The organism is Nocardia sp. NPDC055029 (assembly GCF_053608525.1).
The window spans coordinates 45,037-71,917 of sequence record NZ_JBSGVQ010000025.1 but is presented as its reverse complement, the minus strand read 5'-3'; the positions used below and the strand labels follow the sequence as shown (position 1 = coordinate 71,917).

The 26,881-nt window shown below is 68.7% G+C and carries 21 protein-coding genes; 16 read left to right on the top strand and 5 right to left on the bottom strand.

The window, feature by feature from the left end; translation table 11 throughout:
- The first annotated feature begins 75 nt into the window (after positions 1–75).
- From ACWF9G_RS21425 to ACWF9G_RS21415, 3 genes are all read left to right on the top strand, one after another.
- Positions 76–1,887 (top strand): DUF3556 domain-containing protein, encoded by a 1,812-nt coding sequence (locus ACWF9G_RS21425; RefSeq protein ID WP_452517313.1) that lies wholly within the window; start codon positions 76–78, stop codon positions 1,885–1,887.
- 33 nt (positions 1,888–1,920) lie between these two features.
- On the top strand, positions 1,921–3,354 hold the full coding sequence (locus ACWF9G_RS21420) for a phytoene desaturase family protein (protein ID WP_452517311.1): 1,434 nt from the start codon (positions 1,921–1,923) through the stop codon (positions 3,352–3,354).
- 152 nt (positions 3,355–3,506) lie between these two features.
- Entirely contained in the window at positions 3,507–4,724 is a 1,218-nt protein-coding gene (locus ACWF9G_RS21415) for a diguanylate cyclase domain-containing protein (RefSeq protein ID WP_452517309.1), read from the top strand.
- 132 nt (positions 4,725–4,856) lie between these two features.
- Here the strand turns inward: ACWF9G_RS21415 and ACWF9G_RS21410 are convergent, their stop codons facing one another.
- On the bottom strand, positions 4,857–6,776 hold the full coding sequence (locus ACWF9G_RS21410; protein ID WP_379304118.1) for an acyl-CoA dehydrogenase family protein: 1,920 nt from the start codon (positions 6,774–6,776) through the stop codon (positions 4,857–4,859).
- 108 nt (positions 6,777–6,884) lie between these two features.
- On the opposite strand from ACWF9G_RS21410, the gene ACWF9G_RS21405 reads away from it, so the two are divergent.
- From ACWF9G_RS21405 to ACWF9G_RS21385, 5 genes are all read left to right on the top strand, one after another.
- Positions 6,885–7,511 (top strand): TetR/AcrR family transcriptional regulator, encoded by a 627-nt coding sequence (locus ACWF9G_RS21405; RefSeq protein WP_452517308.1) that lies wholly within the window; start codon positions 6,885–6,887, stop codon positions 7,509–7,511.
- A 298-nt stretch (positions 7,512–7,809) separates the two neighbouring features.
- A complete protein-coding gene (locus ACWF9G_RS21400) occupies positions 7,810–9,534 on the top strand; it encodes an FAD-dependent oxidoreductase (RefSeq protein ID WP_452517306.1) in 1,725 nt (574 codons plus the stop codon).
- Positions 9,535–9,770: 236 nt separating this feature from the next.
- Positions 9,771–11,192 carry an ATP-binding protein gene (locus ACWF9G_RS21395; RefSeq protein ID WP_452517304.1) on the top strand — a complete coding sequence of 474 codons (1,422 nt, stop codon included), beginning with the start codon at positions 9,771–9,773 and terminating at the stop codon, positions 11,190–11,192.
- Entirely contained in the window at positions 11,189–11,608 is a 420-nt protein-coding gene (locus ACWF9G_RS21390; protein WP_379304126.1) for a roadblock/LC7 domain-containing protein, read from the top strand. Before ACWF9G_RS21395 ends, ACWF9G_RS21390 begins: the two co-directional genes overlap by 4 nt.
- 98 nt (positions 11,609–11,706) lie before the next feature.
- A complete protein-coding gene (locus ACWF9G_RS21385; protein WP_379304223.1) occupies positions 11,707–12,918 on the top strand; it encodes a cytochrome P450 in 1,212 nt (403 codons plus the stop codon).
- Between the two features lie 45 nt (positions 12,919–12,963).
- Here ACWF9G_RS21385 and ACWF9G_RS21380 read toward each other — a convergent pair whose 3' ends face one another.
- The 3 genes from ACWF9G_RS21380 to ACWF9G_RS21370 all read right to left on the bottom strand — a co-directional run bounded on the left by ACWF9G_RS21380 (position 12,964) and on the right by ACWF9G_RS21370 (position 15,494).
- On the bottom strand, positions 12,964–14,199 hold the full coding sequence (locus tag ACWF9G_RS21380; RefSeq protein WP_379304128.1) for a cytochrome P450 family protein: 1,236 nt from the start codon (positions 14,197–14,199) through the stop codon (positions 12,964–12,966).
- Positions 14,200–14,348: 149 nt separating this feature from the next.
- Positions 14,349–14,825: a hypothetical protein gene (locus ACWF9G_RS21375; RefSeq protein ID WP_452517302.1), complete on the bottom strand. Its 477-nt coding sequence runs from the start codon at positions 14,823–14,825 to the stop codon at positions 14,349–14,351.
- Between the two features lie 240 nt (positions 14,826–15,065).
- Positions 15,066–15,494 carry a DUF779 domain-containing protein gene (locus tag ACWF9G_RS21370; protein ID WP_452517301.1) on the bottom strand — a complete coding sequence of 143 codons (429 nt, stop codon included), beginning with the start codon at positions 15,492–15,494 and terminating at the stop codon, positions 15,066–15,068.
- A 146-nt stretch (positions 15,495–15,640) separates the two neighbouring features.
- Between ACWF9G_RS21370 and ACWF9G_RS21365 the strand changes: the two genes are divergently transcribed.
- The 8 genes from ACWF9G_RS21365 to ACWF9G_RS21330 all read left to right on the top strand — a co-directional run bounded on the left by ACWF9G_RS21365 (position 15,641) and on the right by ACWF9G_RS21330 (position 26,153).
- The gene (locus ACWF9G_RS21365; RefSeq protein WP_452517300.1) at positions 15,641–16,648 is read left to right on the top strand and encodes an LLM class flavin-dependent oxidoreductase; all 1,008 of its coding nucleotides are present in this window, start codon (positions 15,641–15,643) and stop codon (positions 16,646–16,648) included.
- A 797-nt stretch (positions 16,649–17,445) separates the two neighbouring features.
- Positions 17,446–18,495: a 3-oxoacyl-ACP synthase III family protein gene (locus tag ACWF9G_RS21360; protein ID WP_452517298.1), complete on the top strand. Its 1,050-nt coding sequence runs from the start codon at positions 17,446–17,448 to the stop codon at positions 18,493–18,495.
- Between the two features lie 8 nt (positions 18,496–18,503).
- Entirely contained in the window at positions 18,504–19,409 is a 906-nt protein-coding gene (locus tag ACWF9G_RS21355) for a hypothetical protein (RefSeq protein WP_452517297.1), read from the top strand.
- Positions 19,406–21,067 carry a fatty acid CoA ligase family protein gene (locus ACWF9G_RS21350; RefSeq protein ID WP_452517295.1) on the top strand — a complete coding sequence of 554 codons (1,662 nt, stop codon included), beginning with the start codon at positions 19,406–19,408 and terminating at the stop codon, positions 21,065–21,067. The genes ACWF9G_RS21355 and ACWF9G_RS21350 overlap by 4 nt, the downstream gene beginning before the upstream one ends.
- Positions 21,064–22,107: an NAD-dependent epimerase/dehydratase family protein gene (locus ACWF9G_RS21345; protein ID WP_452517293.1), complete on the top strand. Its 1,044-nt coding sequence runs from the start codon at positions 21,064–21,066 to the stop codon at positions 22,105–22,107. The genes ACWF9G_RS21350 and ACWF9G_RS21345 overlap by 4 nt, the downstream gene beginning before the upstream one ends.
- 25 nt (positions 22,108–22,132) lie before the next feature.
- Positions 22,133–23,338, top strand: coding sequence for a peptide synthetase (locus tag ACWF9G_RS21340; RefSeq protein ID WP_452517291.1), 1,206 nt, complete (start codon positions 22,133–22,135; stop codon positions 23,336–23,338).
- Positions 23,335–25,488, top strand: a complete 2,154-nt coding sequence (locus tag ACWF9G_RS21335) for an MMPL family transporter (RefSeq protein WP_452517290.1) — start codon at positions 23,335–23,337, stop codon at positions 25,486–25,488. Before ACWF9G_RS21340 ends, ACWF9G_RS21335 begins: the two co-directional genes overlap by 4 nt.
- Before the next feature lie 236 nt (positions 25,489–25,724).
- Positions 25,725–26,153, top strand: coding sequence for a cupin domain-containing protein (locus ACWF9G_RS21330; protein ID WP_452517357.1), 429 nt, complete (start codon positions 25,725–25,727; stop codon positions 26,151–26,153).
- 5 nt (positions 26,154–26,158) lie between these two features.
- Here ACWF9G_RS21330 and ACWF9G_RS21325 read toward each other — a convergent pair whose 3' ends face one another.
- Entirely contained in the window at positions 26,159–26,881 is a 723-nt protein-coding gene (locus tag ACWF9G_RS21325; RefSeq protein ID WP_452517289.1) for an HAD family hydrolase, read from the bottom strand.

The following is a 26,881-nucleotide window of genomic DNA, read 5'->3' as shown; positions in this document are numbered from 1 at the left end:
AGCACATTCGAACGAAAGACAGACTTTCGGTCGCGGTGGTCCGCGCCCGGAATCAGGGAAGAAAGGGATCGAGCCATGGGATTCAAGACGGGAGATTTCCCGCCGGTGGACACCGACACATTTCTGGATCTACCACTGCGGGAACGCATGCGGACGTTGGCATTGCATTGGGCGGAATACGGATTCGGCACGCCGAAGATGATCCACACCATCTACATCGCGAAATTGCTTGTGCTGTATATGGTCGGCGGCGTCCTGATCGCCACCGTCACCTCCGGCACCGGCCCGTTCTGGGAGGTGGCACAGTGGTGGAACCAGCCGATCGTCTACCAGAAGCTGGTCCTGTGGACCGTGCTGCTCGAAGCGGTCGGTGTCGCCGGTTCGTGGGGACCGCTGGCAGGCAAGTTCAAGCCGATGACCGGCGGCGTGCTGTACTTCGCCCGGCTGGGCAGCATCCGCCTGCGACCGTGGCATCGGGTGCCGTTCACCAACGGCCACTCGCGCACCCTGCTGGATGTGATGTTGTACCTCGGCTTCCTCGCGTCCCTGTTTGTCGCGCTGCTGGCACCGGGACGGACTACCGCCTCGCTGCTGGAAGCGTTGCCGGACAACACCTCTGGACTCGTGAGCCCGGCACTGCTGATCGCGCCGATCGTGCTGTACGTCCTGTGCGGACTGCGCGACAAGACGATCTTCCTTGCCGCACGCGGCGAGCAATACCTGCCGGCGCTGCTGTTCTTCGCGGTGCTGCCGTTCACCGACATGATCATCGCCGCCAAGCTGCTGATCGTGATCGTGTGGGTCGGCGCCGGTGCCTCCAAGTTCGGCAAGCACTTCACCAATGTGGTGCCGCCGATGGTGTCCAACAGCCCGTCCATGCCGTTCCGGTCGATCAAGCGCGCCCACTACCGTGACTTCCCGCGCGATATCCGCCCCTCGCGCGTCGCCTCGTTCATGGCGCACGTCGGCGGCACCACTGTCGAGGTGATCACCCCGATCGTGCTGTTGTTCGCGACGAACTACTGGCTGACGCTGGCCGGTGTCGTGATGATGGTGGTCTTCCACCTGTTCATCACCTCCACCTTCCCGCTGGCGGTGCCGCTGGAGTGGAACATCCTGTTCGCCTACCTGACCGTCTTCCTGTTCCTCGGCTTCCCGAACTCGGCGGGCTACGGGGTGTTCGACATGTCCTCGCCGTGGCTGACGGTGGCGATCGCGGCCTGCCTCGCGTTCTTCCCGGTACTGGGCAATCTGCGCCCGGATCTGGTGTCGTTCCTGCCGTCCATGCGCCAGTACGCGGGCAACTGGGCCTCGGCCCTGTGGGCCTTCGCGCCCGGTGCGGAACCTAAGCTCAACAGCATCGCGCAGCGTCCCGCCGACAATCAGGTCGACCAGCTGCTGGCCATGGGGTACCCGCAGGCGATCGCCGAGATCACCATGCAGCAGACCATCGCCTGGCGTTCCATGCACAGTCAAGGCCGCGGGCTGTTCTCGCTGCTGTACAAGCACATTCCCGACATCGATCGCTGGACCGTGCGCGAGGCCGAGTTCGCCTGCAACTCGCTGATCGGCTTCAACTTCGGCGACGGTCACCTGCACAACCTCGATCTCATCGACGCGGTGCAGGCACGGGTCGGGTTCGCACCGGGAGAATGGATCGTGGTGTGGGTGGAGTCGCAGCCGATCCACAAGGACACGCAGGAGTACATGGTGGTCGACGCGGCGCTGGGCGTGCTCGAACGCGGTACCTGGCAGGTCGCCGACGCGGTCGAGGCCATGCCGTGGCTGCCGAACGGGCCCATCCCGCACCAGGTGACGTGGCGGCGTGAGGACGTCACCGGCACGGTCGCCCCGCACCAGGACACCGTGGCCCAGCCCGCCGAATAGGCGAGCACGGATCGAGAACGAGAGGACGTGTCGATGACAACGGCGACAGTGGTCGGCAGCGGCCCCAACGGATTGGCCGCGGCCATCACCCTGGCCAGGGCGGGCGTGGAGGTGACGGTGCTCGAGGCCGCCGACACGATCGGCGGCGGCACCCGCTCGGGCGAGGCGATCGTGCCCGGTCTGCTGCACGACCACTGCTCGGCCATCCACCCGATGGCCGTGGGGTCGCCGTTCCTGCGGGATGTCGATCTGGAACGGTACGGATTGCGGTGGGCATGGGCCGAACTCGACTGCGTCCACCCGCTCGATGACGGCACCGCCGGTGTGCTGCACCGCTCGGTCACCGAGACCGCCGCCGGCCTCGGCGCCGACGAACGGTTGTGGCGCACGCTGTTCGAGGGGCCGGTCGCCGGCTACGACCAGACCGGCGCCGACATCATGCGGCCGCTGCTGCGGATTCCGCGGCATCCGATCCGGTTGGCGCGCTTCGGCATTCCCGCGACCGCGCCCGCCACCCTGCTGGCGCGCGCCTTCCGCACCGAACCGGGCCGCGCCCTGTTCGGCGGTGTCGCCGCCCATGCGTTCCACCCGCTCGAACGGCCGTTGAGCGCCAGCGTCGGGCTGGGGATCCTGACCGCGGGACACCGCTACGGCTGGGCGGTCGCGGTCGGCGGTTCCCAGCAGATCGCCGACAGCATGGCGGCGCTACTGGCCGATCACGGCGGAAAGATCGAAACCGGTGTCCGGGTGCGCACTCTCGCCGACCTGCCACCCGCCGACCTCACCATCTGGGATGTCGCACCGACCGCGGTCGCCGAGATCATCGGCGACCGGCTCCCGGCCCGCATCGCCCGCGCCTACCGGCGATTCCGCTACGGCCCCGGCGCCTTCAAGGTCGACTTCGCGGTCGAGGGCGGCGTCCCGTGGACCGTCGAGGCGGCTCGCCGCGCTGGCACCGTGCATCTGGGCGGCTCGTTCGCCGAGATCGCCGCGAGCGAACGCGACATCCACGCGGGCCGGATGCCCGATCGCCCGTTCGTCCTGGTCGGCCAGCAGTACCTCGCCGACCCCCAGCGCTCGGCCGGCTCGGTGCACCCGGTGTGGACCTACGCCCACGTCCCGAACGGCTACACCGGCGACGCCACCGCGGCGATCATCGCCCAGCTCGAACGCTTCGCCCCCGGCTTCCGCGACCGCGTGGTCGGCCTGACCACCCGCACCACCGCCGGCTTCGCCGACTACAACCCCAACTATGTCGGCGGCAACATCATGACCGGCGCCAAGGACATCCCCCAGCTGATCTTCGGCCCACGAAAAACCTTGCAGCCCTATGACATCGGCATCCCCGGCCACTACCTGTGCTCAGCGGCCACCCCACCCGGGCCCGGCGCACACGGCATGTGCGGCGCCAATGCCGCCGAGCGGGCACTCCGCCGATTGCGCCTGTCGATCGCGCACCCTGGGTAATCCACTTCCGGGCAGACCTGTGGCCTGGCCGGTCCTGTGCCATCGCACCGCGCGAGCGATCCCGCACCAGCCGATCCACCCGTGGTGGTAGTTTCGATTGCCGGTGTGTAGCTGGTAGTCGATGCCGCTCGGCCAGGAGGTGGTCTGCCGACATGTCCCGCAACTTCGCCGCGCGCTGGGCGGCGCAGCTGGCCGAGGGTGCGGTGCCGCCGGATCACCGCGTGGCGGCGCTCGAGACCTGGACGGATCGACTGCTCGCGACGCTGGCCACCGGGGCGCCCGATCCTGTCGTCGCCGAGCGGGCCGGGGCGGCCGTCTACGGCCTCGGGTGCACCGATCCGGTGGTGATCGCCCGGTCGATGCCGATTCTGCAGGAGCTGAGCGAGCACGCCGGTGCGGATACGACGGCGTTCGGCGTTGTCGCGGGCGGTTTCGGCCACGGGTTCGCCCGCGCGCTGGCGGCGGCGACACCGGCCACCGAGGGGCTCGAAGCGGCGTTCCGGCACGCGTCCATCGCCATCTCGATCGGCGACGCCCACGGCAACATCATCAACGCCAACCCGGCCTTCGAACGGCTGACGGGCAAGAGCCTGGCCGAGCTACAGGGCACATCCGGCTTCGAACTGGCCGACGTCGATGTCCACAGCATTCGCGAACAGGTCCACGGCGAGCTCGAACGCTCCGAGAACGGGACCATCCGCCTCGACAGCGAATACATCCGCCCGGACGGTGCCAAGGGCTGGGCCACGTGGACGGTGACGCGCTGTGTCTCCGCCTCCGGCGGTCTCTACCTGCTCGGCTTCGGCGAGGACACCACCGAGCATCGCACCACGACCGAGCGACTGCACTGGCAGGCCCACCACGACCCGCTCACCGCGCTGCCCAACCGCAGGCATCTGCTCACCCAGCTCGACACCCTCATCACCGAGGCCGGACCCGACGACCTGGCCGCGGTGTGCGCGCTGGACATGGACGGCTTCAAAGACATCAACGACGCCTTCGGTCACACCGTCGGCGACAGCCTGCTCATCGAGGTCGCCGCACGCCTGCAGGCCTGCCTCGATCCGGAGACCGACGTGCTGGCGCGCATCGGAGGCGACGAGTTCATCGCCGTCCTCCCGCCACCCGCCGACGAGGAGCGTGTCGAGAAGACCGTGCACCTGCTCCAGGCTGCCGTCGAGGAGCCCTTCCTGGTCGCCGACCACCAGATCGAGATCACCATCAGCCTGGGCGCCGTCATGTCGCGGATCGCCGGTGGCGCGCCGAGCGATCTGCTGACCGCGGCCGACAACTGCCTCTACGCCGCCAAGGCGCTCGGCAAGAACCGCTGGATCCTGCGACGCTGGGATCCGGTGCGCCGCGGATCCTGAACGGCGACGTAGGCTCGGGAGGTGGTGCGGCGCAACAGGTCTGCGGGATCTGCTGGCCACACCACCACCGCGAACACTATCAATAATGTTGCACAGCAACATAATTCGCGTTCGCTGCCGAGCTTCTGACGCCTAGGAGTTCATCTCGTAGACCCCGGCCAGCGACCGCGCTTCGTCGAGCACCCGAGCGAAACGCCGCTCGTCGACCACGGGACGGCGGATGAGATCGAGCGCCCTGCGCTGCTGCGCGGGTGTGGCGGTCGCCTTGTTGTGCAGGGTCACCGCGTTCGCGGAGAAAGTGCGCACGAACACGTCGAAGATCTGGTCGAGCACGTCGGAGTGGGTACCGTCGATGCGCGCCTGCTCCAGGATCAGCTGGGCATAGGGCACCGCGGTGAACAGCTCGCCGAGCGCGAAGAGGAAGTCGACGTCCTTCTGCTGTTCGGCCGTCGGCGCCGCCGCGGCCAGCAGGCCCTGCAGGGCGAGCACCTGCTCGAGGAACACGGCCACGTTCGGCACGTCACGGAAATCCTCGAACACCGGTCGCCAGTCCGCGAACCGAATCCGCCCGAGACCGCTGCTCGGACCCTGCCGGAACAGGAACTCGTCGTCGGCGGTGTCGCGCCGCGTCGGCACCGGAGCGTAAGTGGCGCTGGCGAATTCGGCGCCCAGCGGCTTCACGACCGACCCGAGTCGCGGTGCCAGCTTGCGGCTCGACCAGCTCAGCGCGCCGGTGACTGCCCGCGCGGCACCGGTGGGCGCCACCGCGGCACCGGGAATCGACTGCAGCGCGGCCAGTCCCGCGTCGGCCGGGTGGAACATGTAGTTGGCCATGAACTTCAGCGACAGCGCCATGTTCACATGCACGGTGCCCTCGAGTCGTGGCAGGCCGAACATGGCTGTCATCGCGACCGGGAAGTACATGTCGTTCTCGAAGCCGCGCGCGGCGATGACGTCGGCGAGATCCTCGATGACGCGCTGCCCCTGCCGGGTCACCGACATCTTCTCGATGGCGTTGAACAGCAGGTAGCGGCGATCCTGCGGCGAGGCCGAGCGCATGTAGTCGATCGCGCGCTCGCTGTAGAGCTTCATCGCCACGATGCGCGCGTAGGAGTCGGCGATCAGCGAGCGGACCTGTGGGAACTCGGTCACCTTGTGCCCGAAGAGAATCCGGTTCTCGGCGTGGTCGATCGCCTCGTAGAAGGAGTGCTCACAGGCGCCGATGGCACCGAAGCCGAGGTTGAACTTGCCGACGTTGACGGTGTTCATCGCCGCGTGGAACGCGTCCTCACCGCGATGCAGAATGTCGGCCTCGGCGACCGGATAGTTGTCCAGTTCGAAGGCCGCGACATAGATCTGGCTGTTGACCACATTGCGGTGCAGCTTGTAGGCCGGGTGCTGGCTGTCGGCGACGAAGAACAGATACCCCTCGTAATCCGCTTCGGTCGGCTTGCCGGTCAGCGCCTTCGCGCTGTCGATGATCGGCTTGTCGGAGCGGCGGCCGAACACCGACACCATCGAGGCCAGGTTGCCGTTGCCGATGTAGTGCTTGCCGCCGGTGGCCGAGTACCCGCCGTCGGGCTGCGGGTCGACGATCATGTCGGTGGAGTACACGTCGGCGCCGTGCTCCTTCTCCGAGAGCCCGAAGGCGAAGATCTCGCCGGAATCGAGCTGCGCGGCCGCCTTCTTCTTGGCCGCGGCGTTGCCGCTCTGCCAGATCGGGCCGAGACCGAGGATGGTGACCTGCCAGACGTACCAGTAGGTCATGCCGTAGAAGCCGAAGATCTGGCTGAGCATCGCGTTGCGGCCGGTGTCCCAGCGCTTGTTCGGATCGCCGTCGGCCTCGGCCGCCGGGGTGAGGAACGTCGCGAACAGGCGCTCCCGCTTCACGAAGTCCAGGAAGTCCGCGGGCCAGACCTGCTCCTTGTCGTCCTGGAGCAGCCGGGTCTTGCCCCTGGCCTCGAACCAGTCGACGACCGCGCGCAGCAGCCTGCGGGTCTCGGGGTCGAACTGGGCGAAATCGCAGTTCTTCGGGTTGAACAGCTGGGACATCGTCGGCTCCTCGTGCGTGCGTCCAGCGACGCCGGACGGATTCATTCATCAAAGTAGCATTTTTCTACATTGACGTAGAAAGAGGTTCGTAGTTGCTATCGTGGACGGATGGGTAGCGATTCGGCCGTGCGGCGGCGAGAACGGGCGGCGCATCTGGGTCCGGAGCGCAGACGCCCGCAGGTCCTCGACGCCGCGCTGGCCATCGCGGCCGAGGAAGGCATCGCCGCGGTGACCATGGGCGCGGTCGCCGAGCACATGGCGGTGACCAGGCCCGTCGTCTATTCCTGCTTCCCCGATCGGGTCCAGCTGATCGACGCGTTGATCGAGCGCGAGGAGGCCTTCCTGATCTCCGGCGTGCTGGATGTGCTGCCGCCGCGGACGACCGACGCCGACGAGTCGGTGTTCGCCGAAGGCTACCGCGCGCTGCTGCACAAGGCGGCGAGCAGACCGTCCGCGTGGCGGCTGCTCTACGGCAACCCCGACCCCGCGGTCGCCGGTTTCTTCGGGCGTGGCCGCAGCCTGGCCGTCGCCCGCTGCACCGAACTGCTACGGCCGACGCTGCACGCCTGGGGTGTCGAGGATGCCGAGCGCAAACTGCCCGCCCTCGTCGAGCTGTGGGTCTCGGCGGGTGAAGGCGCGGTGCGGACACTGCTCGCCGACGAGTCCGAGTGGGACCCCGACACACTCGGCGCCTTCGTCGGTTCGGCCGTCTACCGGGCGATGCGCGCGGCCTGATACTTCTCTGCGGCACAACGCCATTCGTCGACTCAACCCGCGTCGATCACCGCGCTGTCGCGTGCGGCGATCTCGGCGGCCAGCCAGGTGCCCATCATGCGCGAGGTCATCGCGATGGCATCGACTCGCGAAGCGCTTCCCACAATAGGAGAATCGGCCGCCTCGCGGACCGGGACTGCGCAGCCGAGGACGGCGGAACTGTTGCCCGTGACAGCCCACACTCGGCGCTCATGGTGAATTCCGCCTACTCCCGGTGACCATCCGATCCGGCGCGGGCTTCGGCCCTAGTGTCTGGACGGTGTTGGAACAGATCGCCGACGATCCTGATCACCGGCTCGATGTCGATGTACTGATCGTCGGCTCCGGGTTCGGCGGCAGCGTCACCGCACTGCGCCTGGTGGAAAAGGGCTACCGGGTCGGTGTCGTCGAAGCGGGCCGCCGGTTCGCGGACGCCGATTTCGCCATGACGAACTGGGATATGCGCCGGTATCTGTGGGCGCCCCGGCTCGGCTGTTTCGGAATCCAGCGTATCCACCGCCTGCGCGACTGTTTCATTCTGGCCGGAGCGGGAGTCGGCGGTGGCTCACTCAATTACGCCAACACCCTCTACAAACCGGGATCGGCGTTCTTCGGCGACAAGCAATGGGCCGATATCACCGACTGGGAGGCCGAGCTCACCCCGCACTACGACCAGGCCCGGCGGATGCTCGGTGTCGTCACCAATCCCCATCTGACACCGGCCGATAGCGTCATCCGGTCGGTGGCCGAGGAGATGGGCGTCGGCGAGACCTTCGTGCCGACACCGGTCGGCGTCTACTTCGGCGAGCCGGGACGGACCGTCGCCGATCCCTATTTCGGTGGTGTCGGGCCTGATCGCGCCGGCTGCATCGAGTGCGGGGAATGCATGACGGGATGCCGCCACGGCGCGAAGAACACCCTCGTCAAGAACTACCTCGGCTTGGCGGAAAGCGCGGGCGCGCAGGTCCTTCCGATGACAACGGTCACCGCGATCCGGCCGCAACCGGACGGCAGCTGGGTGGTCGACACGCAACGGACCGGCGCCTGGTTGCGCAAGCGCCGCGCCACCATCTCGGCGCGGCAGGTGGTTCTGGCCGCGGGCACCTGGGGCACCCAGAATCTGTTGTTCCGCATGCGCGACACCGCGGTGCTGCCCGGCCTGTCGGACCGGCTGGGCGTGCTGACCCGCACGAATTCCGAGGCCATCCTCGGCGCAGGGCGCACCACTGTCGATCCGGAGCGCGACCTCACCGCGGGCGTGGCGATCACCTCGTCGTTCCATCCCACCGCGGACACGCATATCGAGCCGGTGCGCTACGGCAAGGGCTCCAACGCGATGGGATTGCTGCAGACCTACCTCGTCGACGGCGGCCACCGGCTGCCACGGTGGGCCCGCGTGCTGCTCACCGCGCTGCGGCACCCGATGCTGACGCCGCGGCTGCTGCGCACCGGCCGCTGGAGCGAGCGGACACTGATCCTGCTGGTGATGCAGAGCCTGGACAACTCGATCACCACCTACACCCGTCGCGGTCTGTTCGGCCGGCGCTTCACCAGCAAGCAGGGCTACGGTGAACCGAACCCGTCCTGGATTCCGGCAGGCCACGAGGCCACCCGCCGCGTCGCGGAGAAGCTCGGCGCCACACCGGGCAGCACCTGGCCCGACGTGTTCAACGTCCCCGTCACCGCGCACTTCATCGGCGGGTGCGTGATCGGGACGGATGCGCAGGCCGGCGTCATCGATCCGTTCCACCGGGTGCACGGCTATCCCACCCTCAGCATCGTCGACGGGTCGGCCATCTCGGCGAATCTCGGTGTCAATCCCTCGCTCACGATCGCCGCGCAAGCCGAACGCGCTGCCTCGCTGTGGCCCAACAACGGTGAGGCCGACCCGCGGCCGCCGATCGGCGAAACCTACCGGCGCATCGCACCGGTCGCGCCCCGGCATCCCGTCGTGCCCGCCGCCGCCCCCGCTGCGCTGCGACTTCCCCTCTGGCCGGTCATGTGAATACTCGGTCCCACCAACATATTTCGAGAGCGGAACAAAGCACTGCTAGGGTGTGCGGGATCGCCGGAAGCGCAGGGGTAAGCGAGATCGGGCAGGACCCGACTCACCCTTGTTCGTATCGAATGGTGCAGCGGTACAACCACTTCGAATAGCGAACGTCGGCGACGCGGCTCGCCGGACCGCCCGGCGGGGTTCCGGCCACCTGGGCTCTTCGGTCGGTGACGACAAAGGAACCGATGACTCCGACACTCGCGGTGTTCTTGTTCGGTATCGCAACTCTGGTGTTGCTGGGAGCGGTGACGGTAGCGGTTCTCGCGCTGCGCAACGAGCGCCGGGTCCGCACTCGCCTGGACGTGGCGGAGCGTGAGCTCTATGCCCACGAGGAGTCGATGACGCGGCTCGTCGAGCTGACCTTGCCGAGGATCACCGACGCCGTCCGCCAGCACAGCGAGCCGGTGGTCACGGCCGAAGTCCCTGCCCTGTTGCAGGATTCGTCCTTCGCGCAGAAGCTGGCCAGGATCGCGGTCGCGCACGCCGATGACCTGCGCCAAGTGCAACACGAGACCGGGATCGCCGTCGAGCGACTCGCCGAGGAGCGGACCGCGGCGCAGGTCGAGACGGCGGAGGCCGGGGCGCGAGCCCAGGTCGCCGCCGACGCGCGCGCGGCGACCAACAGTGCCGTGCGCGCGTTCGGCACCACGGTGGTCAGTCTCGGCGCCGACGTCGGGCAGGTGGTCAGTAATGCGTTGCGGGAGAACCGCAACGACGAGGTCTACGCGACCCTGAGCCGCATCGACCACACCGTGCAGCAGATGATCCGGCAGGCGCAGTCCTACGTCATCGTCTCCGGTGGCTTGCCCGGCAGGCGCTGGCCGCAGCAGACCGTCACCGAGGTGGTCGGCGGCGCCACCAGCCGGGTGCGCGACTACCTGCGGATCCGGGCGGGCAACTGCGATCAGGTCATCGTCAGCCGGGCGGTCGAGCCGCTGGTGCACACCGTGGCGACGCTGCTCGACAACGCGCTGCGCTATTCGCCGCCGTCGTCGTTCGTCGACATCTCCTTCCAGGAGGGCCACCACGGCGTCACCCTGATCATCGACGACGCGGGCGTGCGGATGAGCCAGGAACAGATGGAGGAAGCCCGGCAGGTGCTGTCGGGCGAGCGCACCGTCGACATCAACTCGCTCGGCCCTTCCCCCAGGGTCGGGTTTCCCGGCGTCGCCGCGCTCGCCCGCCGCTACGGCTTCGCCGCCTATGTCGACGGACCCAATATCTACGGCGGCACCAGGGCCATGGTCTTCATCCCCGCGGCCCTGCTGGTCAGTGCCGCCGACGCGCGCCGGATCGACTTCGACACCCCTGAACCCGCTGCGCGCAAACCGGTTTCCATCGCGACGGACGACTCCGTGACCACCGGGAAGCACCGGCCGCCTGCCGTGGTGCCCGCCGTGCAGGGTCCCGAACCGGAGGCCGACGACTACGCCAGAACCACCGGCGGACTTCCCAAGCGCAGGCGTCGCGCGGTCGCCCCGCTCGACGACCGCGCGAACACCGCCGAGACGCCGGGCAGGCCCGAACTGGTTGCCGCCTGGCACAGCGGTTCCCGACACGGCCGCGCCGCGGCCGAGCAATCGACGGAAGGTCAGAACAACCGATGAGCATGCCGATCGCAGACAGCACCAACCGCCTGGCGTGGTTACTCGACGATCTCGAACTCGACGGCGTCCGCTTCTCGGTCCTGCTGTCCGACGACGGGTTACGCGTCGCGCACTCCCCCGGGATCACCCGCGACGAGGCCGAGCGGTTCGCGGCCGCCGCGTCGGGTCTGCGGTCGCTGGGTAAGGCGCTCGGCGAGTTCTGCGGCGGCCCAGGAAACCCGGTACGCCAGAGCATGACCGAATACGACGACGGCATGATCCTGATCACCGCCGCGGGCGCGGGCACCCAGCTCGGTGTCGCGACGAGCAGCGAGGTCGACCTCGCCCTGGTCGCCCACCGGATGAACGAGCTGGCGGCGCGGGTGGGGCGGGAACTGGGGACGGCGCCGAGACGCGGTGAGCGATCACCGTTCTGAATTCCGCGGGGGGTTCCGCCGACGATCTTGTTCCACCGAGAGGACAACACGCTGTGCAACGCGAAGCATCGCTCTACCCCGATCCCACCAGAGACCCGGTGTCGCCGGATTCGCGCGGCGGCCAGGACCGGGTACCGCTGTACTCGGAGGAATTCGCGGCCGACCCGCAGAGCGCCTATCGCACCATGCGGGATCGCTACGGCTCGCTGGTTCCGGTCGACCTGGTGCCCGGCGTCCCCGCCACCCTGGTGATCGGCTACCGCACGGCGGTGCAGATCCTCAACGATCCCGACCACTTCCCCGCCGATCCGCGGATGTGGCAGCGCGACATTCCCGCGGACTGCCCCGTGCTGCCGATGATGTGCTACCGCCCCAACGCCATTCGGACCAGCGGCACCGAGCATGTCCGGTACCGCCAGGTGACCGTCGCCGGTCTGGCCGGTGTGGATCTGTACCGGCTGCACCGCACGGTGGAGCAGATCGCGATGCCGGTGATCAACGCGTTCTGCACCGACGGCAGCGCTGATCTGCTGAGCCAGTATGCCTTTCCCGTCATCTTCGCGACGATCAACGCCATGCTCGGTGTGCCCGAGGAGATCGGCGGGCGGGTCGCCACCGGGATGGCGCAGATGTTCGAGGGCGGCGACACCGCGGTCCAGGGCGCGCAGATGCTCGAGGACGCCCTCTACGACCTGGTCCGGCTCAAGCAGACCGCGCCGGGCGACGACATCACCACCCGGCTGGTCCAGCATCCGCAGCAGCTCAACGACGAAGAGCTGATGAACCAGCTGCTGACCATGTACGGCGCGGGAATCGAGCCGATGCTCAATCTGGTCCTCAACACCATCCGGCTGATGCTCACCGACCAGCGATTCGCGGGCAGCCTGCTCGGTGGCAGCCTGTCCACCCGCGACGCGCTCGACGAGGTGCTCTACACCGATCCGCCGATGGCCAACTTCTGCACCACCTACCCGCGCCAGCCGATCCTCGTCGACGACGTGTGGCTGCCCGCCCATCAGCCGGTCGTCATCAGCATGGCCGCGTGCAACAACGATCCGGCGATCGGCACCGGTGACTTCCTGGACAACCGGGCACACCTGGCGTGGAGCACCGGCCCGCACGGCTGCCCCGCCAAGTCCCCCGCGTACCTGATCGCGCAGGAGGCGATCGATCAGCTGCTCGACGCACTGCCAGAACTCGAGCTGGCGGTGCCGGAGCACGAATTGGTGTGGCGGCCGGGGCCTTTCCACCGGGCACTGGCAGGACTGCCGGTCCAGTTCCCGAAGACGCCCCCGCTGTCGATGCGGTGAGCATTGTACGGTCCCTGCTCACACCGAGCAGGGACCGCTCGGCGGCTACTCGCCGTGCATGCGCACCGGCAGGTGACGGTGACCGTTGGAGATGAAGCTGGGCACCGTGCCCAGCTCATCGACCGGAACAGCCAGACTCATCTGCGGGAACCGCTCGAACAGCGCGGGCAGCGAGACCAGCGCTTCCAGCCGCGCCAGCGGCGCACCGAGGCAGTGGTGCGCGCCGTAGCCGAAAGCCATGTGGGACTTGTCGGCCCTGGTGGGATCGAACTCGTCGGCGGTCTCGCCGTGGCGCTTCGGGTCACGGCCCGCGCCCGCGTAGCTCGCCAGGATCGCCTCGCCCTGCGCGATGCGGACACCGTCGATCTCGATGTCGGACACCGCGAACCGCAACGGCAGGTGCGCGACCGGTGACTCGTACCGCAGCGACTCCTCGACCACATCCGCCCACGTGATCGCACCCGCGCGGACCTCGGCGAGCACATCGGGGTGGGTGAGCAGCGCGGTGATCGCCTGATCGAGGAGGTTGACGGTGGTCTCGTGTCCCGCGGAGATGACCAGCAGCAGGGTGCCGATCAGTTCTTCCTCGGTGAGCTGACCGTCCTCGTCGTCGTCGCGCTGGGCGACGAGCAGGCTGGTCATGTCGTCACCGGGCTGCTCGCGGCGCAGGGCCACCAGTTCACCGAGGATCCGGTACATCTCCATGTAATTGGCCTGGGACTGCTCCGGGGTGAGCGTGGTGTCGAAGATGCCGTCGACACACGTGCGCAGGCCGGGATTGAGCGACTCGGGGACGCCCATCAGCTCCGAGATCACCTGGATCGGCAGCGGATACGCGAAATGCTCGCGCAGATCGACAGCCTCGCCCGGCGCCGTCCGCGCCAGCTCGTCGAGCAGGTCGGTGGTGATCCGCTCGACCCGCTCGCGCATGGCCTCGGTGCGGCGCGCGGTGAACGCGGGCGCCACCAGGCGGCGTAGTCGCCGGTGGTCGGGACCGTACGCGGTGAACATGTTCGCCACCGCCACCCAGAGGAACAGCGGCCAGTCGGCGGGGATCTCACCCGCGACGAACGCAGGCCAATGCTGGCTGGCGTCCTTGGACACCCGCGGATCGGTCAGCAGCTTCTCCAGCAGCGCGGCGTCGGTGATCGACCACGCCTCCACGCCACCGGGCAGCTCGACCAGAGCTGCCCGACCCTGCTCCCGGATACGTGTGATCTCGCCCTGGATGTCCTCCCCCGTCGTATCGATTACCAACCGACTCGTTACCGATTCCACCATGAACCTCTCGATCACCGGTGTTTCCCGGACCCCAATGCAGGCGATCGCATCGAAACATACTGCTGGACTATATTTTCCGATCCGGTCAGCGATGCTACCGGTCGTTGTTGTCCATCGCAGCGAGTCCGGCAGTCCGGAGAACCGATCGGTCAGGCTACCGATGCCCGATCTCGCACGTAGGCAAGGGCATTCGCGCCTCGGACCGCACCGCCGTGTTGCTCGATGCCCCGATGCAGCTGCGCGAGCGCATCTTCCAGCTGTGCGCCCGGTCCGCGGTCCGCGAGCAGGACGACGATCGCCTCCCTGGTGGCGATCCCGGGGTCCGGATCGGCCAGCAGCTCGTCCAGGTAGCAGTCGGGTTCGAGCAGTCGCAGAGCCCGGCGCGCATACGCGTGCACCCGCCGCGGCAGCTCGGCACGAATCAGCTCGACGTCGGCCTGCAGGGCGTGCTGCCCTTCCTGCGCCGGATCGACACGCAGGGACCACCATTCGGTGAGCTCGGCCTGCAGTCCGCGCGCATCGATCAGCCCGGGGCCGGTCGCCTCCTCGAGCATCGCGGGTGGGCGGCCGAGCTGCCCATCGCGCCAGGCACAGAACTCCCACCAACTCGTCGGCGTAGCACTCACTTCCAACCCGAAACGGACCACTTGCTGCCCGTCCGTCCACGTCCGCACGGTCCGGCTACGGCCGACCGACGCCACCCCTCCCGGTGCCACGCGCACCCACCTGGCCTCTGAACCCTGAAAGCCGTAGGGCGCCAGCAGCTTTCCCGCCTCTCGCGTCAATCGCCGCAACGCCGTATCCACTCCGACCATTCCGGCAGGTTAACCACACCCACCGACAACCCCCCGACGATCGGCGTACGGCTAGGAGGCCTCCTCGATGAGATCGGCCGCGCCGCCGGCGTGGATGCGCAGCGCGAAGCGGAAACCACAGGCGGCTTCCAGCGACGGTGTGCGGCGGTCCGAGCCGGGAGCGCTGTGGACAGCGATGCTGACGTCGATGTCCTCGAGGCCGACGTGGAAGTGGCCCGCCATCCAGAACTCGGTGGGGCCTGCCGTCTGACCGGCGAGAACATCGTCGGAATCAGCGTGGAAGTCGCTGCGGCGCAGACAGATCGGCGTGTGCCCATCGGAGTCGGCCGGCAGGTAGAGGACGACCGGGCCGTGCATCACGGTCAGCAGTTGCAGGACGTGGCGGGCGTCTTCGGAAGTGTCGACCGCGCGGTGGCGGTGGTTCGGCGTGTGCACGCGCGGATGGCGATCACGGTGTCCGGACCCGGCTTGGTAGGGCATGGTGCTCCTTGCAAAGTTCTCGAGGTTGTCGGGTTCGCCAGACACTATCGATGGCCAAGGTTGGTCCAGGGTTGGCGCCCGTCGAATCTTGCGAAGCTGTGACGAGTTCGTGGAATCCCGCGCGGCCCGCTGCGTTGACAACGGGTATGACTGCGCTCCCGGACTCGGTCCGCCTCTCGATCCTGGATCGCTCGCGTGTACGACGTGGGCAGTCCCATGCCGACGCGCTGCGCGACACCGTCGATTTCGCGGTGCGCGCCGAGAAGTGGGGGTATCACCGCTTCTGGGTCGCGGAACATCACAGCGTGCGCGGAGTCGCCGGGACGGCGCCGACGGTGCTGGCGGCGGCGGTCGCGGCGGCGACCAACCGGATCCGGGTCGGTACCGGCGGGGTGATGCTGCCCAACCACCAGCCGCTGGTGGTCGCCGAACAGTTCGGCGTGCTCGGCTCGCTGTTCCCCGGCCGGATCGATATGGGCCTCGGCCGGTCGGTCGGATTCACCGACGGTGTCCGCAGAGCGCTGGCGCGCGACCGTGTGGACGCCGAGGATTTCGATGCCGACCTGGCCGACCTCCTCGACTACTTCGGCTCGGGCCGGTTCGGCGTGCATGCCAGGTCCGCGGAGGACGCCGAGATCCCCGCGTTCCTGCTGGCGACCGGTTCCGGCGCGGAGCGGGCAGCGCGGTTCGGGTTGCCACTGGTCATCGCCCAGGCCGGGAGCCGCGCCGCCATGGTGCAGGCGATCGAACGCTACCGGGCCGAGTTCCGCCCGTCGGCGCAGGCCGAACAGCCGTATGTCATCGTCTCGGCGACCGTCATGATCGCCGACTCGGCCGAGCAGGCGCACCGGCTCCTGCTGCCCGAGGCGTGGTCGAGTGCCTACTCACGTACCCACGGCGAGTTTCCCGCGTTGATCTCTCCCGAGGAGGTCGACGCCGCGACGATGACCGAGCGCCAGCGCCGCTTCTTCGAGCAGGCGCTCGGCGACCAGATCCACGGCACCGAGCACGATGTCTCGGCGGCGCTGGGCCAGTTGGTTACCCACACCGGCGCCGACGAAATCCTCGTGCACACCAGCACTTTCGACCGCGAAGCACGGATCGACTCGCATCGGCGCCTCGCGCGGCTGGCCGGCCTCCGCTCGCTCCGGTAGCTACCCGGCCGCGGCCTCGGCCCAGGCGCGGGCCAGGATCTCCTCGACGGTTCTCCTCCGGCGTCTGCTCCGAGGTGTCGAGCCAGAGCGGAGGGTTCCGGCGTCATCTCCTCGCGGCCGTTGATCACCATGCGCCGGAACAGATCACCGCGCACATGCACCGATCGGGGCAACCGCTCGGCCAGCAGCTGGGCCACCGTCGATTTGCCCGCGGCCTGGATCCCGGTGAGGAGAATGATGACCTGTTGCAGCGACGGAGTCATCCGGCGCCTCCTTCCCGATCGGTTCCGCGAACCCGTAGCCGGACAGCCGGGAACGGGCCCGCCGTGCAGTGCGGCCGAGGCTACACCCACCGCCGGGGCGCCGACCGGTCGAAACTCGGCGGCACCGATGCGGACACCACCTTTCCTCGTGCGACAAATTTCGCGCCGACACTTCTGCGCACGAGACAAACTGAGCGGTCTGCGCCATATATTCTGCCGAGCGCCCTGACGTGAGGTCCCTCACGCCGAACCCTCGATCGCCCGGCACACGACCTCCAGAACATGCCACTTGGCATCGATAGCCGGTACGTAGCCGTACGCCGTAAAGCAGCGCATAACCAGTGCATGTCGCCTAAGATTTCAAGATTGCCGATAAAATGTGACTTTCAGTCACATATACGTGTTTACGGGACCGCCGAGCGGCCGTGGACCGCTCAGATCGTTTCCTGGACAACGCTTACTCTCCGGTAATGTTCCGTCGCACCGACCGTCGGAATTGATCCCAGGCGCACTCACAGACGTTCAGGAGTTCACGTGTTGCATTCACGTTTTGAATCGATCGGCGCATATCTTCCGTCGAATATCGTTTCGACCGCGGAATTGATTTCCCGTCTGAAAGTGCCACCCTCGTTCGACCTCGAGAAGATCACCGGGATCAAGGAACGCCGCGTGCGTGACACGCGGCCGGACAGCATCGAGGATTCGTTCGCGCTGGCGATGCAGGCCGCGCAGGATTGCCTGTCCCGGTCCCGGTACGACGCAGGCGACTTGGATGTGATCATCTCCTGTTCGATCACCCGCAGCAACCAGGGCACCCGGATGTACATGGAGCCCTCCTTCGCCTCGACGATCGCGCAGGCGCTCGGCGCCGACGCGGCGATCACCTTCGACGTGTCGAACGCGTGCGCCGGAATGCTCACCGGCACCTACATTCTCGACCGGATGATCCGTGCCGGCGTGGTGCGCAACGGCATGGTCGTCAGCGGTGAGTCGATCACCCCGATCGCCGACACCGCGGTCGACGAGATCTCCGAGAAGTACGACCTGCAGTTCGCGTCGCTGTCGGTGGGCGACTCCGGCTGCGCGGTCGTGCTCGACCAGGCCGTCGACGAGGCCGACATGATCCACTACGTCGAATTGTTCACCGCGGCAGAGCATTCGCATCTGTGCCTGGGCATGCCCAGCGACAAGTCGGCGGGCGTCGCGCTCTACACCGACAACCGCAAGATGCACAACGAGGCCAGGTTCCTGCTGTGGCCGGACGCGCAGGGCACGTTCCTCGAGGAGCGGGGCAGCAGCTTCGCCGACGAGAACTTCGACTACATCATTCATCACCAGTTCGGGGCCGCGGCCGTGCCGTTCATGAACGGCGTCGCCGCGCGCGAGTTCGGCGCACCGATGCCGCCGGATCTGAATGTGATCGAGAAGTACGGAAATACCTCGACCACTTCGCATTTCATCGTCTTGCACGACCAGCTGTCCGAGCAGAGCATCGAGGCAGGGTCGAAATTGCTCATGGTGCCCGCCGCTTCGGGCGTGGTCGCCGGCTTCCTGTCCACCACCATCTCTTCGCTGAAGGTCTGAGGTTCGTCATGGGCGTGCGTATCCAAGCCACCGGCGCCGACAGGGCTGCCGACACCCACAGCATCGTCGAGCACAGCGGCCGCGCGGCGCGGCAGTGCCTGGAGCGGGCCGGTATCCGGCCCGACCAGGTGGGCGTGCTGATCAATACCGGGATCTTCCGTGACTCGAACACGGTGGAACCGGCTGTCTCCGCGCTGATCCAGAAGGCGGCGGGCATCGGGCTCGACTACACCCGCGACGACGCGCGGACGTTCTCCTTCGACCTGATGAACGGCGCGGTCGGCGTGCTCGATGCCGTCCGGGTCGCCGGATCGGTGCTGGCGACCGGGAGTACCGGGCACGTGCTGATCGTCGCGGGCGACACCCACCCGTCGCTCACCCGTGGCACGGCCGATGCCGCATTCCCCTATGCCACCGCGGGTGCCGCGCTGCTGCTCGACCAGGTCGACGGTCCGGAAGGCTTCGGGCCGGTCCACTCGGCGAGGTCGACCGGCAGTCCCGCCGAGAAGGCCTACGTCGACACCGCGACCATGGGCACGGCCGGGCGCGGCCTGATGACCGTCGAGCGCGACGCCGATTTCGAAGACCGGATCCTGGACGTGGCGAGCAAGGCAGCGCGCGCCGCGATCGAGGAGGCCGGGACCGATCGCGCGAGCCTGGCATTGATCGCCTCGACTCCCACACCGCATTTCCCGAAGCGACTGGCCGACGCCCTCGGCATCGACCAGGACGCGGTGCGCACACCCGACCTGACCGACGGCGACCCGCACACCGCCTCGCTGCCCCTGGCCTACGACCGCGCGATCGCCGAGCACTCGCTGACCGGCTACACCCACGTGCTGTTCGTCGCGGCGGGCGCCGGTCCGACCGCGGCCGCCGCGCTCTACCGCCTCCCCGCGGAGACCGCCGCGTGACGACGGCGACCTACTGGCAGACCATCGACGACTTCCGGCGCTTCGCCGCCGCGGAACCGGACCGGGCGGCGGTGATCTACCCCGACGGGCAGACACCCGCCGGTCTGCCCGACTACCGCCGGATCACCTACGGTGAACTCGACCAGTGGTCGGACGCGATCGCCCAGCAGCTCCTCCGATCGGGGGTGGGCAGCGGGACACGGACCATCGTGCTCGTGCTGCCCAGTGCGGAGCTGTACGCGATCCTGTTCGCGCTGTTGAAGATCGGCGCGGTGCCGGTGGTGATCGACCCGGGGATGGGTGTGCGCCGGATGGTGCACTGTCTGCGCGCGGTCGAAGCGGAGGCGTTCATCGGGATCCCGCAGGCACACGCCCTGCGGGTGCTGTTCGCGCGGAGTTTCCGCGGCGTGCGCACCACGCTCACGGTCGGACGGCGCTGGTTCTGGCGTGGTCCGACCCTGCGCGCGTGGGGCCGGAGGCCGTCGGGCACGCTGCCGGAGCGCTCGCCCGCCGCGCCCGAGGACGTGCTGATCATCGGATTCACCACCGGCAGTACCGGTCCGGCCAAGGCGGTGGAGCTCACGCACGGCAATCTGGCCGCCATGGTCGAGCAGGTGCACGCCGCCAGGGGGAACACCCCGCCGGAGACGTCCCTGATCACCCTGCCGCTGGTCGGCGTGCTCGACCTGCTGCTCGGATCGCGGTGTGTGCTCCCGCCGTTGATTCCCAGCAAGGTCGGGTCGACCGATCCGGCGCATGTGGTGGACGCGATCGACCGGTTCGGCGTCCGCACCCTGTTCGCCTCCCCCGCCCTGCTCATTCCGTTGCTCGCGCATCTGCGCGCGCAGCCTGCCGAGCTGAGCACGCTGGCCAGTGTCTTCTCCGGCGGAGCGCCGGTGCCGGACTGGTGCGTGGCGGGCCTGCGCGAGGTGCTGAGCCCCGACGCCCAGATCTACGCGGGATACGGATCGACCGAGGCCCTGCCGATGTCGACGATCGAATCCAGGGAACTCCTGGATGGTCTGGTCGAGCGGGCGCATCAGGGTGACGGGACGTGTATCGGCCGTCCGGCCGATCGCGTCGAGGTGCGGTTGCTCGCGATCACCGACGGCCCGGTCGCGACCTGGGACGACGCGGATCGTCCCGCCGGTCCGCGCGCGGTGGGTGAGATCGTCGTGACGGGCCCGAATGTCAGTACCCGCTACTACTGGCCCGCGGCGGCGAACGCGGCGGGCAAGATCGCCGACGGCGAGCGGACCTGGCACCGCACCGGCGACCTCGGCTGGATCGACGAGCAGGGCCGGATCTGGTTCTGCGGGCGCAAGAGTCAGCGCCTCGAGACCGCGCACGGGCCGATGTTCACCGTGCAGGTCGAGCAGGTGTTCAACGTGGTGCCCGGGGTGGCACGGACCGCGCTCGTCGGTGTCGGCGCGCGCGGTGCGCAACGGCCGGTGCTGTGTGTCGAGCTCGAACCGGGCGCCGATCCGACTGCGGTGCAGACCCGATTGCGCACGCGCGCCGTGGAATTCGAGACCGTGGAGCCGATCAGCGAGTTCCTCGTTCATCCCCGGTTCCCCGTCGATATCCGGCACAACGCCAAGATCGGCCGCGAAGAACTCGCCCGCTGGGCGGCGAAACGACTGGAGTCGCGACGATGAAGGTATTGGTCACCGGTGCGTCCGGATTCCTCGGCGGCGCGCTCGTGCGCGCACTGGTCGCCGACGGCGCGCACGATGTGTCGATCCTGGTGCGGCCCACCAGCGTTCTCGACGATCTCGGCTCGGCGCTGGAGCGGGTCACGGTCGTGCACGGCGATCTGGCCGACCCGGCGTCGCTGGTGCGCGCCGTCGAGGGCATGGATGTCGTGATCCACAGTGCGGCGCGGGTCGACGAGCGCGGTACCAGGGCTCGGTTCTGGGCGGAGAACGTGGCGGCCACCGAGCTGCTGCTCGCCGCGGCCCGCGGTAGCGGCGCCACCCGGTTCGTCTTCGTGTCCAGTCCCAGTGCGCTGATGGACCGCGACGGCGGCGATCAGCTCGACGTCGACGAATCGCTGCCGTATCCGCGCCGGTATCTGAACTTCTACTCCGAGACCAAGGCCGCCGCCGAACGTGCCGTGCTCGCCGCGAACACCGACAGGTTCACCACGGTCGCGCTGCGACCACGGGCGATCTGGGGCGCGGGCGACCGTTCGGGTCCGATCGTGCGGCTGCTCGGCCGGACCGCGGCGGGTTCGCTGCCCGATCTGTCGTACGGCCGCGCGGTCGAGGCCTCGCTGTGCCACGTCGACAACATCGTGCACGCGTGCCTGCTCGCCGTCACCGCGGAAACCGCGGGCGGCAAGCCCTATTTCATCGCCGACGCCGAGAAGACCGATGTGTGGGGCTTTCTCGGCGAGGTGGCGACCCGGCTGGGCTATGCGCCGCCGTCGCGCCGCCCGAACCCCCGGGTTCTCGGCGCCGTGGTCGCGGCCATCGAGACCGTATGGCGGATACCGGCCGTGGCGCAGCGCTGGTCGCCGCCGCTGTCGCGCTACGCCGTCGCCCTGATGACGCGCAGCGCCACCTACGACACCGGCGCTGCCCGCCGCGATCTCGGCTATGCGCCGGTCACGGACCGCGACACCGGGCTGACCGAGTTCCTCACCTGGCTCGACGCCGTCGGCGGCGTGGAGACGCTCACCAGGCACCTGCGCTAGTCACCGCACGATTCCGGAGGCAATCATGAACGGCAGCACCACCTTCCGCCGCCCGATCTCGACGACGGAACGCATGTACTTCCCCATGCGCGATCTCGCGCCGCCGTTCCTGATGCAGCTGGTCATCCCCGGTGCGGGCGAGATCGACCCCGCCCGGCTGGGCCGGGCGGTGGCCGCCGCCGCGGCGGTGACCCCCGGCGCGCGCCTGGTGCGCCGCGGCGCGGAATGGGTCGACAGTGGCACCACTCCCGCGGTGCGGGTGGTGCGCGGGCACGTGCTGCGCGCGCCCGCGCTCGAGACGGATCCCGTGCTCACCAGCCCGATCGGGCCGACGCCGGACACCACTGTCGAGGTGTTGCTGCTGACCGGCGCTCCGGTGACGCTGGTGTTCCGGGTCTTCCACGGTGTGATGGACGGCATGGGCATGGTGCTGTGGGTGCGGAATGTGCTGCGCGCGCTGCGCGGCGAGGAGCCGATCCCCCAGCCGGACCCGATCGCCGATCAGGAACTCGTGCCGCGGATCGGAGTCCCTGGCAAGCCGGCGGCGATGGTGCCGCGCTATCGCAGCGCGGTCGGCCGGGGCAGGCAGCGGCGGGGTGTGGCCCGGCATCTGTTGCGGCACAAGAGCATCGACGCGGCGGGCCCGGGTGCGCTGGCCCGGGTCTGCGCGCTGCTCGCGGCCGAGACACCGGGGACTTCGCGCATCATGATGCCGGTCGATCTGCGCAGACACGATCCGGAGCTGCGCTCGACCGCCAATCTCGCCCTGCCGCTGTTCCTCGACATCGAACCCGGCCGGGACTGGACGCAGATCAAGGATCAGATCAAGACCGGCCTGCACGAGCGGCGCGAGCTGAACCAGCTGGCCAATACGCGGATCACGCTCGTGCCCGATGTCGTCAATCGTGGTGTCCTGCATACGACGAACTGGCTCGGCGCGCGATTCGGCCGGAACCTGGCGTCGGCCACCGTGTCGCACATGGGCCGGTTCACCGCAGACGAGCTCGCCGTGCCCGGCTTCCAGCCCACCGGGTTGTACGTGCTTCCCCAGCACAGCGTCGCGATGCCGCTGTTGTTCGGGCTCACCGAATTCGACGGCCGGACCGACCTGACGGTGTCGGCGCGCAACGGCGACGGGGTGGAGGCGCGCCTGGACGCACTGCTGGACCGGATCGTGGCGATGCTCGAATCCGAGTTCGCCGCGCAGGATTCGGTGGACCGGTCGCGGTGACCGTGCTGGCTCGTCTCGTCATCGCTCGCCCGCGCACGGTGCTGGCCGCTGTCGTCGTGTTCATCGGGTTGTGCGCGGCGTTCGGCGCCGACGTCACCCAGCGGCTCAGCGCGGGCGGGTTCACCGATCAGGGCAGTGAGTCGGCGCTGGTGGACCGGCTGGTCACCGAGCATCTCGGACCACAGAGTCCCGATGTGGTCGCGCTGTACACCGTCCCGGAGGGCCGGACCGTCGACGAGATCGGCCCGCGGGTCGGTGCGGCGCTGGAGCGGATCGATCCGGCGCTGCTGGCCCGGCCGGTCCAGAGCTATTGGACCGCCGTCCCGCCCGTGAAGAACTTCCTGGTCTCGGACGATCGGCGGCAGGCCGTGGCCGTGGTGTTCACCGCCGGTGACGACACCGCGCGCATTGCCGCGTATCCATCGATCGCCGAGGCATTGCGTGTGCCGGGCATCGAGACCCGGCTGTCGGGGTACAGCGCGCTCAACTCCGAGATCGTCGAGCGGTCGCAGCGTGATCTCGTCGTGGCGGAGTCGATTTCGCTGCCGTTGACGCTGCTGATCCTGGTGCTGGTCTTCGGTGGTGTGCTGGCGGGCGCGCTGCCCGTGCTGGTCGGTGTGCTCGCGGTCGCCGGTTCACTGGGCGTCATCCGGTTGCTCACCGAGACCACCGAGGTCACCACCTTCGCCGTCAATATCGCGTCGCTGCTCGGCCTCGGCATGGCCATCGACTACGGCTTGTTCCTGGTCAACAGGTTTCGCGAAGAGTACACCGAGAGCCGCGACGTTCCCGCCGCCATCGCCCGCACCTACGCGACCGCCGGGCGTACCGTCGCCTTGTCCGCGCTGCTGCTGATGTGTGCGTTCGCGGGGACGTTCGTGTTTCCGCAGGCGGTGTTGCGTTCGCTGGGAATCGGTTCCGTGGCCGCGGTCGCGCTGGCCGCCGGCCTCTCGCTGACGGTCCTGCCCGCCCTGCTGGCACTGTTCGGCGCCCGCATCGGTCGCGCCAAGCCGACGACCCGCACGGAACGTTTCTGGACCAGGGTGGTCGACGGCGTGCTGCGGCGGCCCGGTGCCGTGACGCTCGTCGTCGGCGCGATCCTGCTCGTCCTGGCCGCACCGCTCAGCGGGATCAAGCTCGGCGACATCGACCATCGTGCCTTGCCGCCCGACAGCGAGATGCGCCGCACCGTCGAGGAACTCACCGCGAAGTTTCCCGCCGCGGCCAGTGGCGCGACCGTGGTGATCCGCGGGGTCGGCGGCACCCCGCCGCAGCCGGGCGCGGTCACCGCGGTACTCGACGACGTCGACGCGATCACCGGGGTCCGCGATGTGCTGCAGGTGGGCCGCGCCGACGACTTCGTCGTCGCGCACGTCTTCCTCACCGCCGCGGACCGCAGCGAGGACGCCACCGCCACCGTCGGCGCCATCCGGGCGCTCGAACCACCGGCGGGCACCTCCCTCGCCGTGGGCGGCGACACCGCGGCGACCGCCGACACCGTCGACTCGATGGTCGCGCGGATGCCGCTGATGATCGCGATGATGGTGCTGGCCACCCTGGTGCTGCTGACCGTGGCTTTCCGCTCGATCATGTTGCCGCTCAAGGCCGTCGCGATGGCATTCCTCAGTCTGGCCGCCACCTTCGGCGTGCTGACCATGATCTTCTACCACGGCCATCTCGCCGATCCGCTCGGCATCACCGCGGGTCCGATCCCCGCGGGCATGCTGGTCCTGATCATCGCGGTCGTGTTCGGCCTGTCCACCGACTACGAGGTATTTCTGCTCTCCCGCATGGCCGAGGCCCACCGCGCGGGCGCCGACACCGCCACCGCCGTCCGCATCGGCACCGTCAAGACAGCACGCGTCATCACCGCCGCCGCCGTCCTGCTCATCCTCGTCACCGGCGCCTTCGCCCTGTCCCCGCTCACCCCGATGCGCTTCCTCGGCCTCGGCATGATCATCGCTCTGATCCTGGACGCGACCCTGGTCCGCATGCTGCTGGTTCCCGCGCTGGTCCAATTGATGGGCCCCGCCAACTGGTGGTTGCCCTTCCGCGCGCTCGACAGACCGGACGCCGCCGCGCCGCGAGCGACCGAGGAGAGCACCATGGAGACGGCACTCGACCGAGAAGCAGAAGGAGCGCACCGATGATCGTGACAACACTCGAGCGGTGGCAGTCGACCCGTGACCGGCTACGGATCGACGACACCGCGGTTCTCGTCGACGACGACGAGACGGCACTGCTCGCCGCCGACGCTCTGCCCGGTGCCCCGCAGGTACTGGTACTCACCACGACCGGGATTTCACCGAACGCCGAGGACGTCCCGGTCGATGCCGTCGCGGATGTTCGCTGGGCCCGGCGTGGGCCCGCCGGCCGGCATACGCAACTGCTGCACCGGCCGTCGACCGCCGCCACGCTCGACCTGCTGCCGCATCCCGAAGGCGGCTGGTATCGCGAAACCTGGCGCACCGCCCACGATTTCACCCCCGACGGCTATCCGGGCGTGCGGGCAGCGGCCACGGGAATCCTCTTCCTCCTCCCGCCCGGCGAGCAGTCGATCTGGCACGCGGTGCGTTCCGACGAGGTGTGGATGTGGCATCGCGGCGGGCCGCTCGAGCTCAGCCTGGGTGGGGACGGCGACGCACCGGACACCGTGGAGCAGGTGACCCTCGGCCCGCTGATCGAAACCGGTCACCGGGTGCAGTACGTGGTTCCCGCGGGCCACTGGCAGGCCGCGAAACCCAGCGGTGACGACGAGGTCCTGGTGAGTTGTGTTGTCGCACCGGGCTTCGACTTCGCGGACTTCCGCAGCTGAGGCGGCTATCCCGTCAGGACGGACGGGAGCAGTTCGAGCGAATCGATGACGTGGATACCGTGGCGGACAGCCGTCTGGTTCCGGATGTTCGTGCGGTCGAGCCAGCACGCGCGCAGGCCCGCATCGTGCGCGCCGAGCGCGTCGATGAGGTATTTGTCGCCGACGAACGCGACCTCGTGCGGTTCGAGTTCCAGGAGTGCGCAGCCGGCGAGGAAGATGCTGGGTGCCGGTTTCGCCGCGCCGTGCTCTTCGCTGCACACCACCAGGTCACCGAAGTAGTCGAGCAGGCCGACCGCGTCGAGCTTGCGGCGCTGCTGTGGGACCGAAGCGTTCGAGACGATGCCGAGCCGGTAGCCGGGAGTCAGGTGCCGCAGCACCGGTTCGGCGTCGGGGAACGCCGACCAGGCGGCGCGGCGGTGCGCGTCGTACCCGGTGAACCACGCCGCGGCCTCCGGCTCGGGGATAGCCGACGGTGCCGTTCGCCGCAGATGGGACAGGAATCCGCGGGCCCTGGCGCGCTGCTGTTCGGGGAAAGTCAGTTCCCCTTCGGCGAAGCGGGAGTACTCGGTCTCGGTGATCTCGCGCCAGAGGGCAACGGCAGCGGCGGGATCGGGAAACCGGTCGAGCAGGCCGTCTTCACTCAGGTGCGCGAGCAGACCCGCCGCTTCCGAGGCCGAGTAGTCGAACAGGGTGTCGTCGACATCGAACAGCACACCGCGGATCGGCAT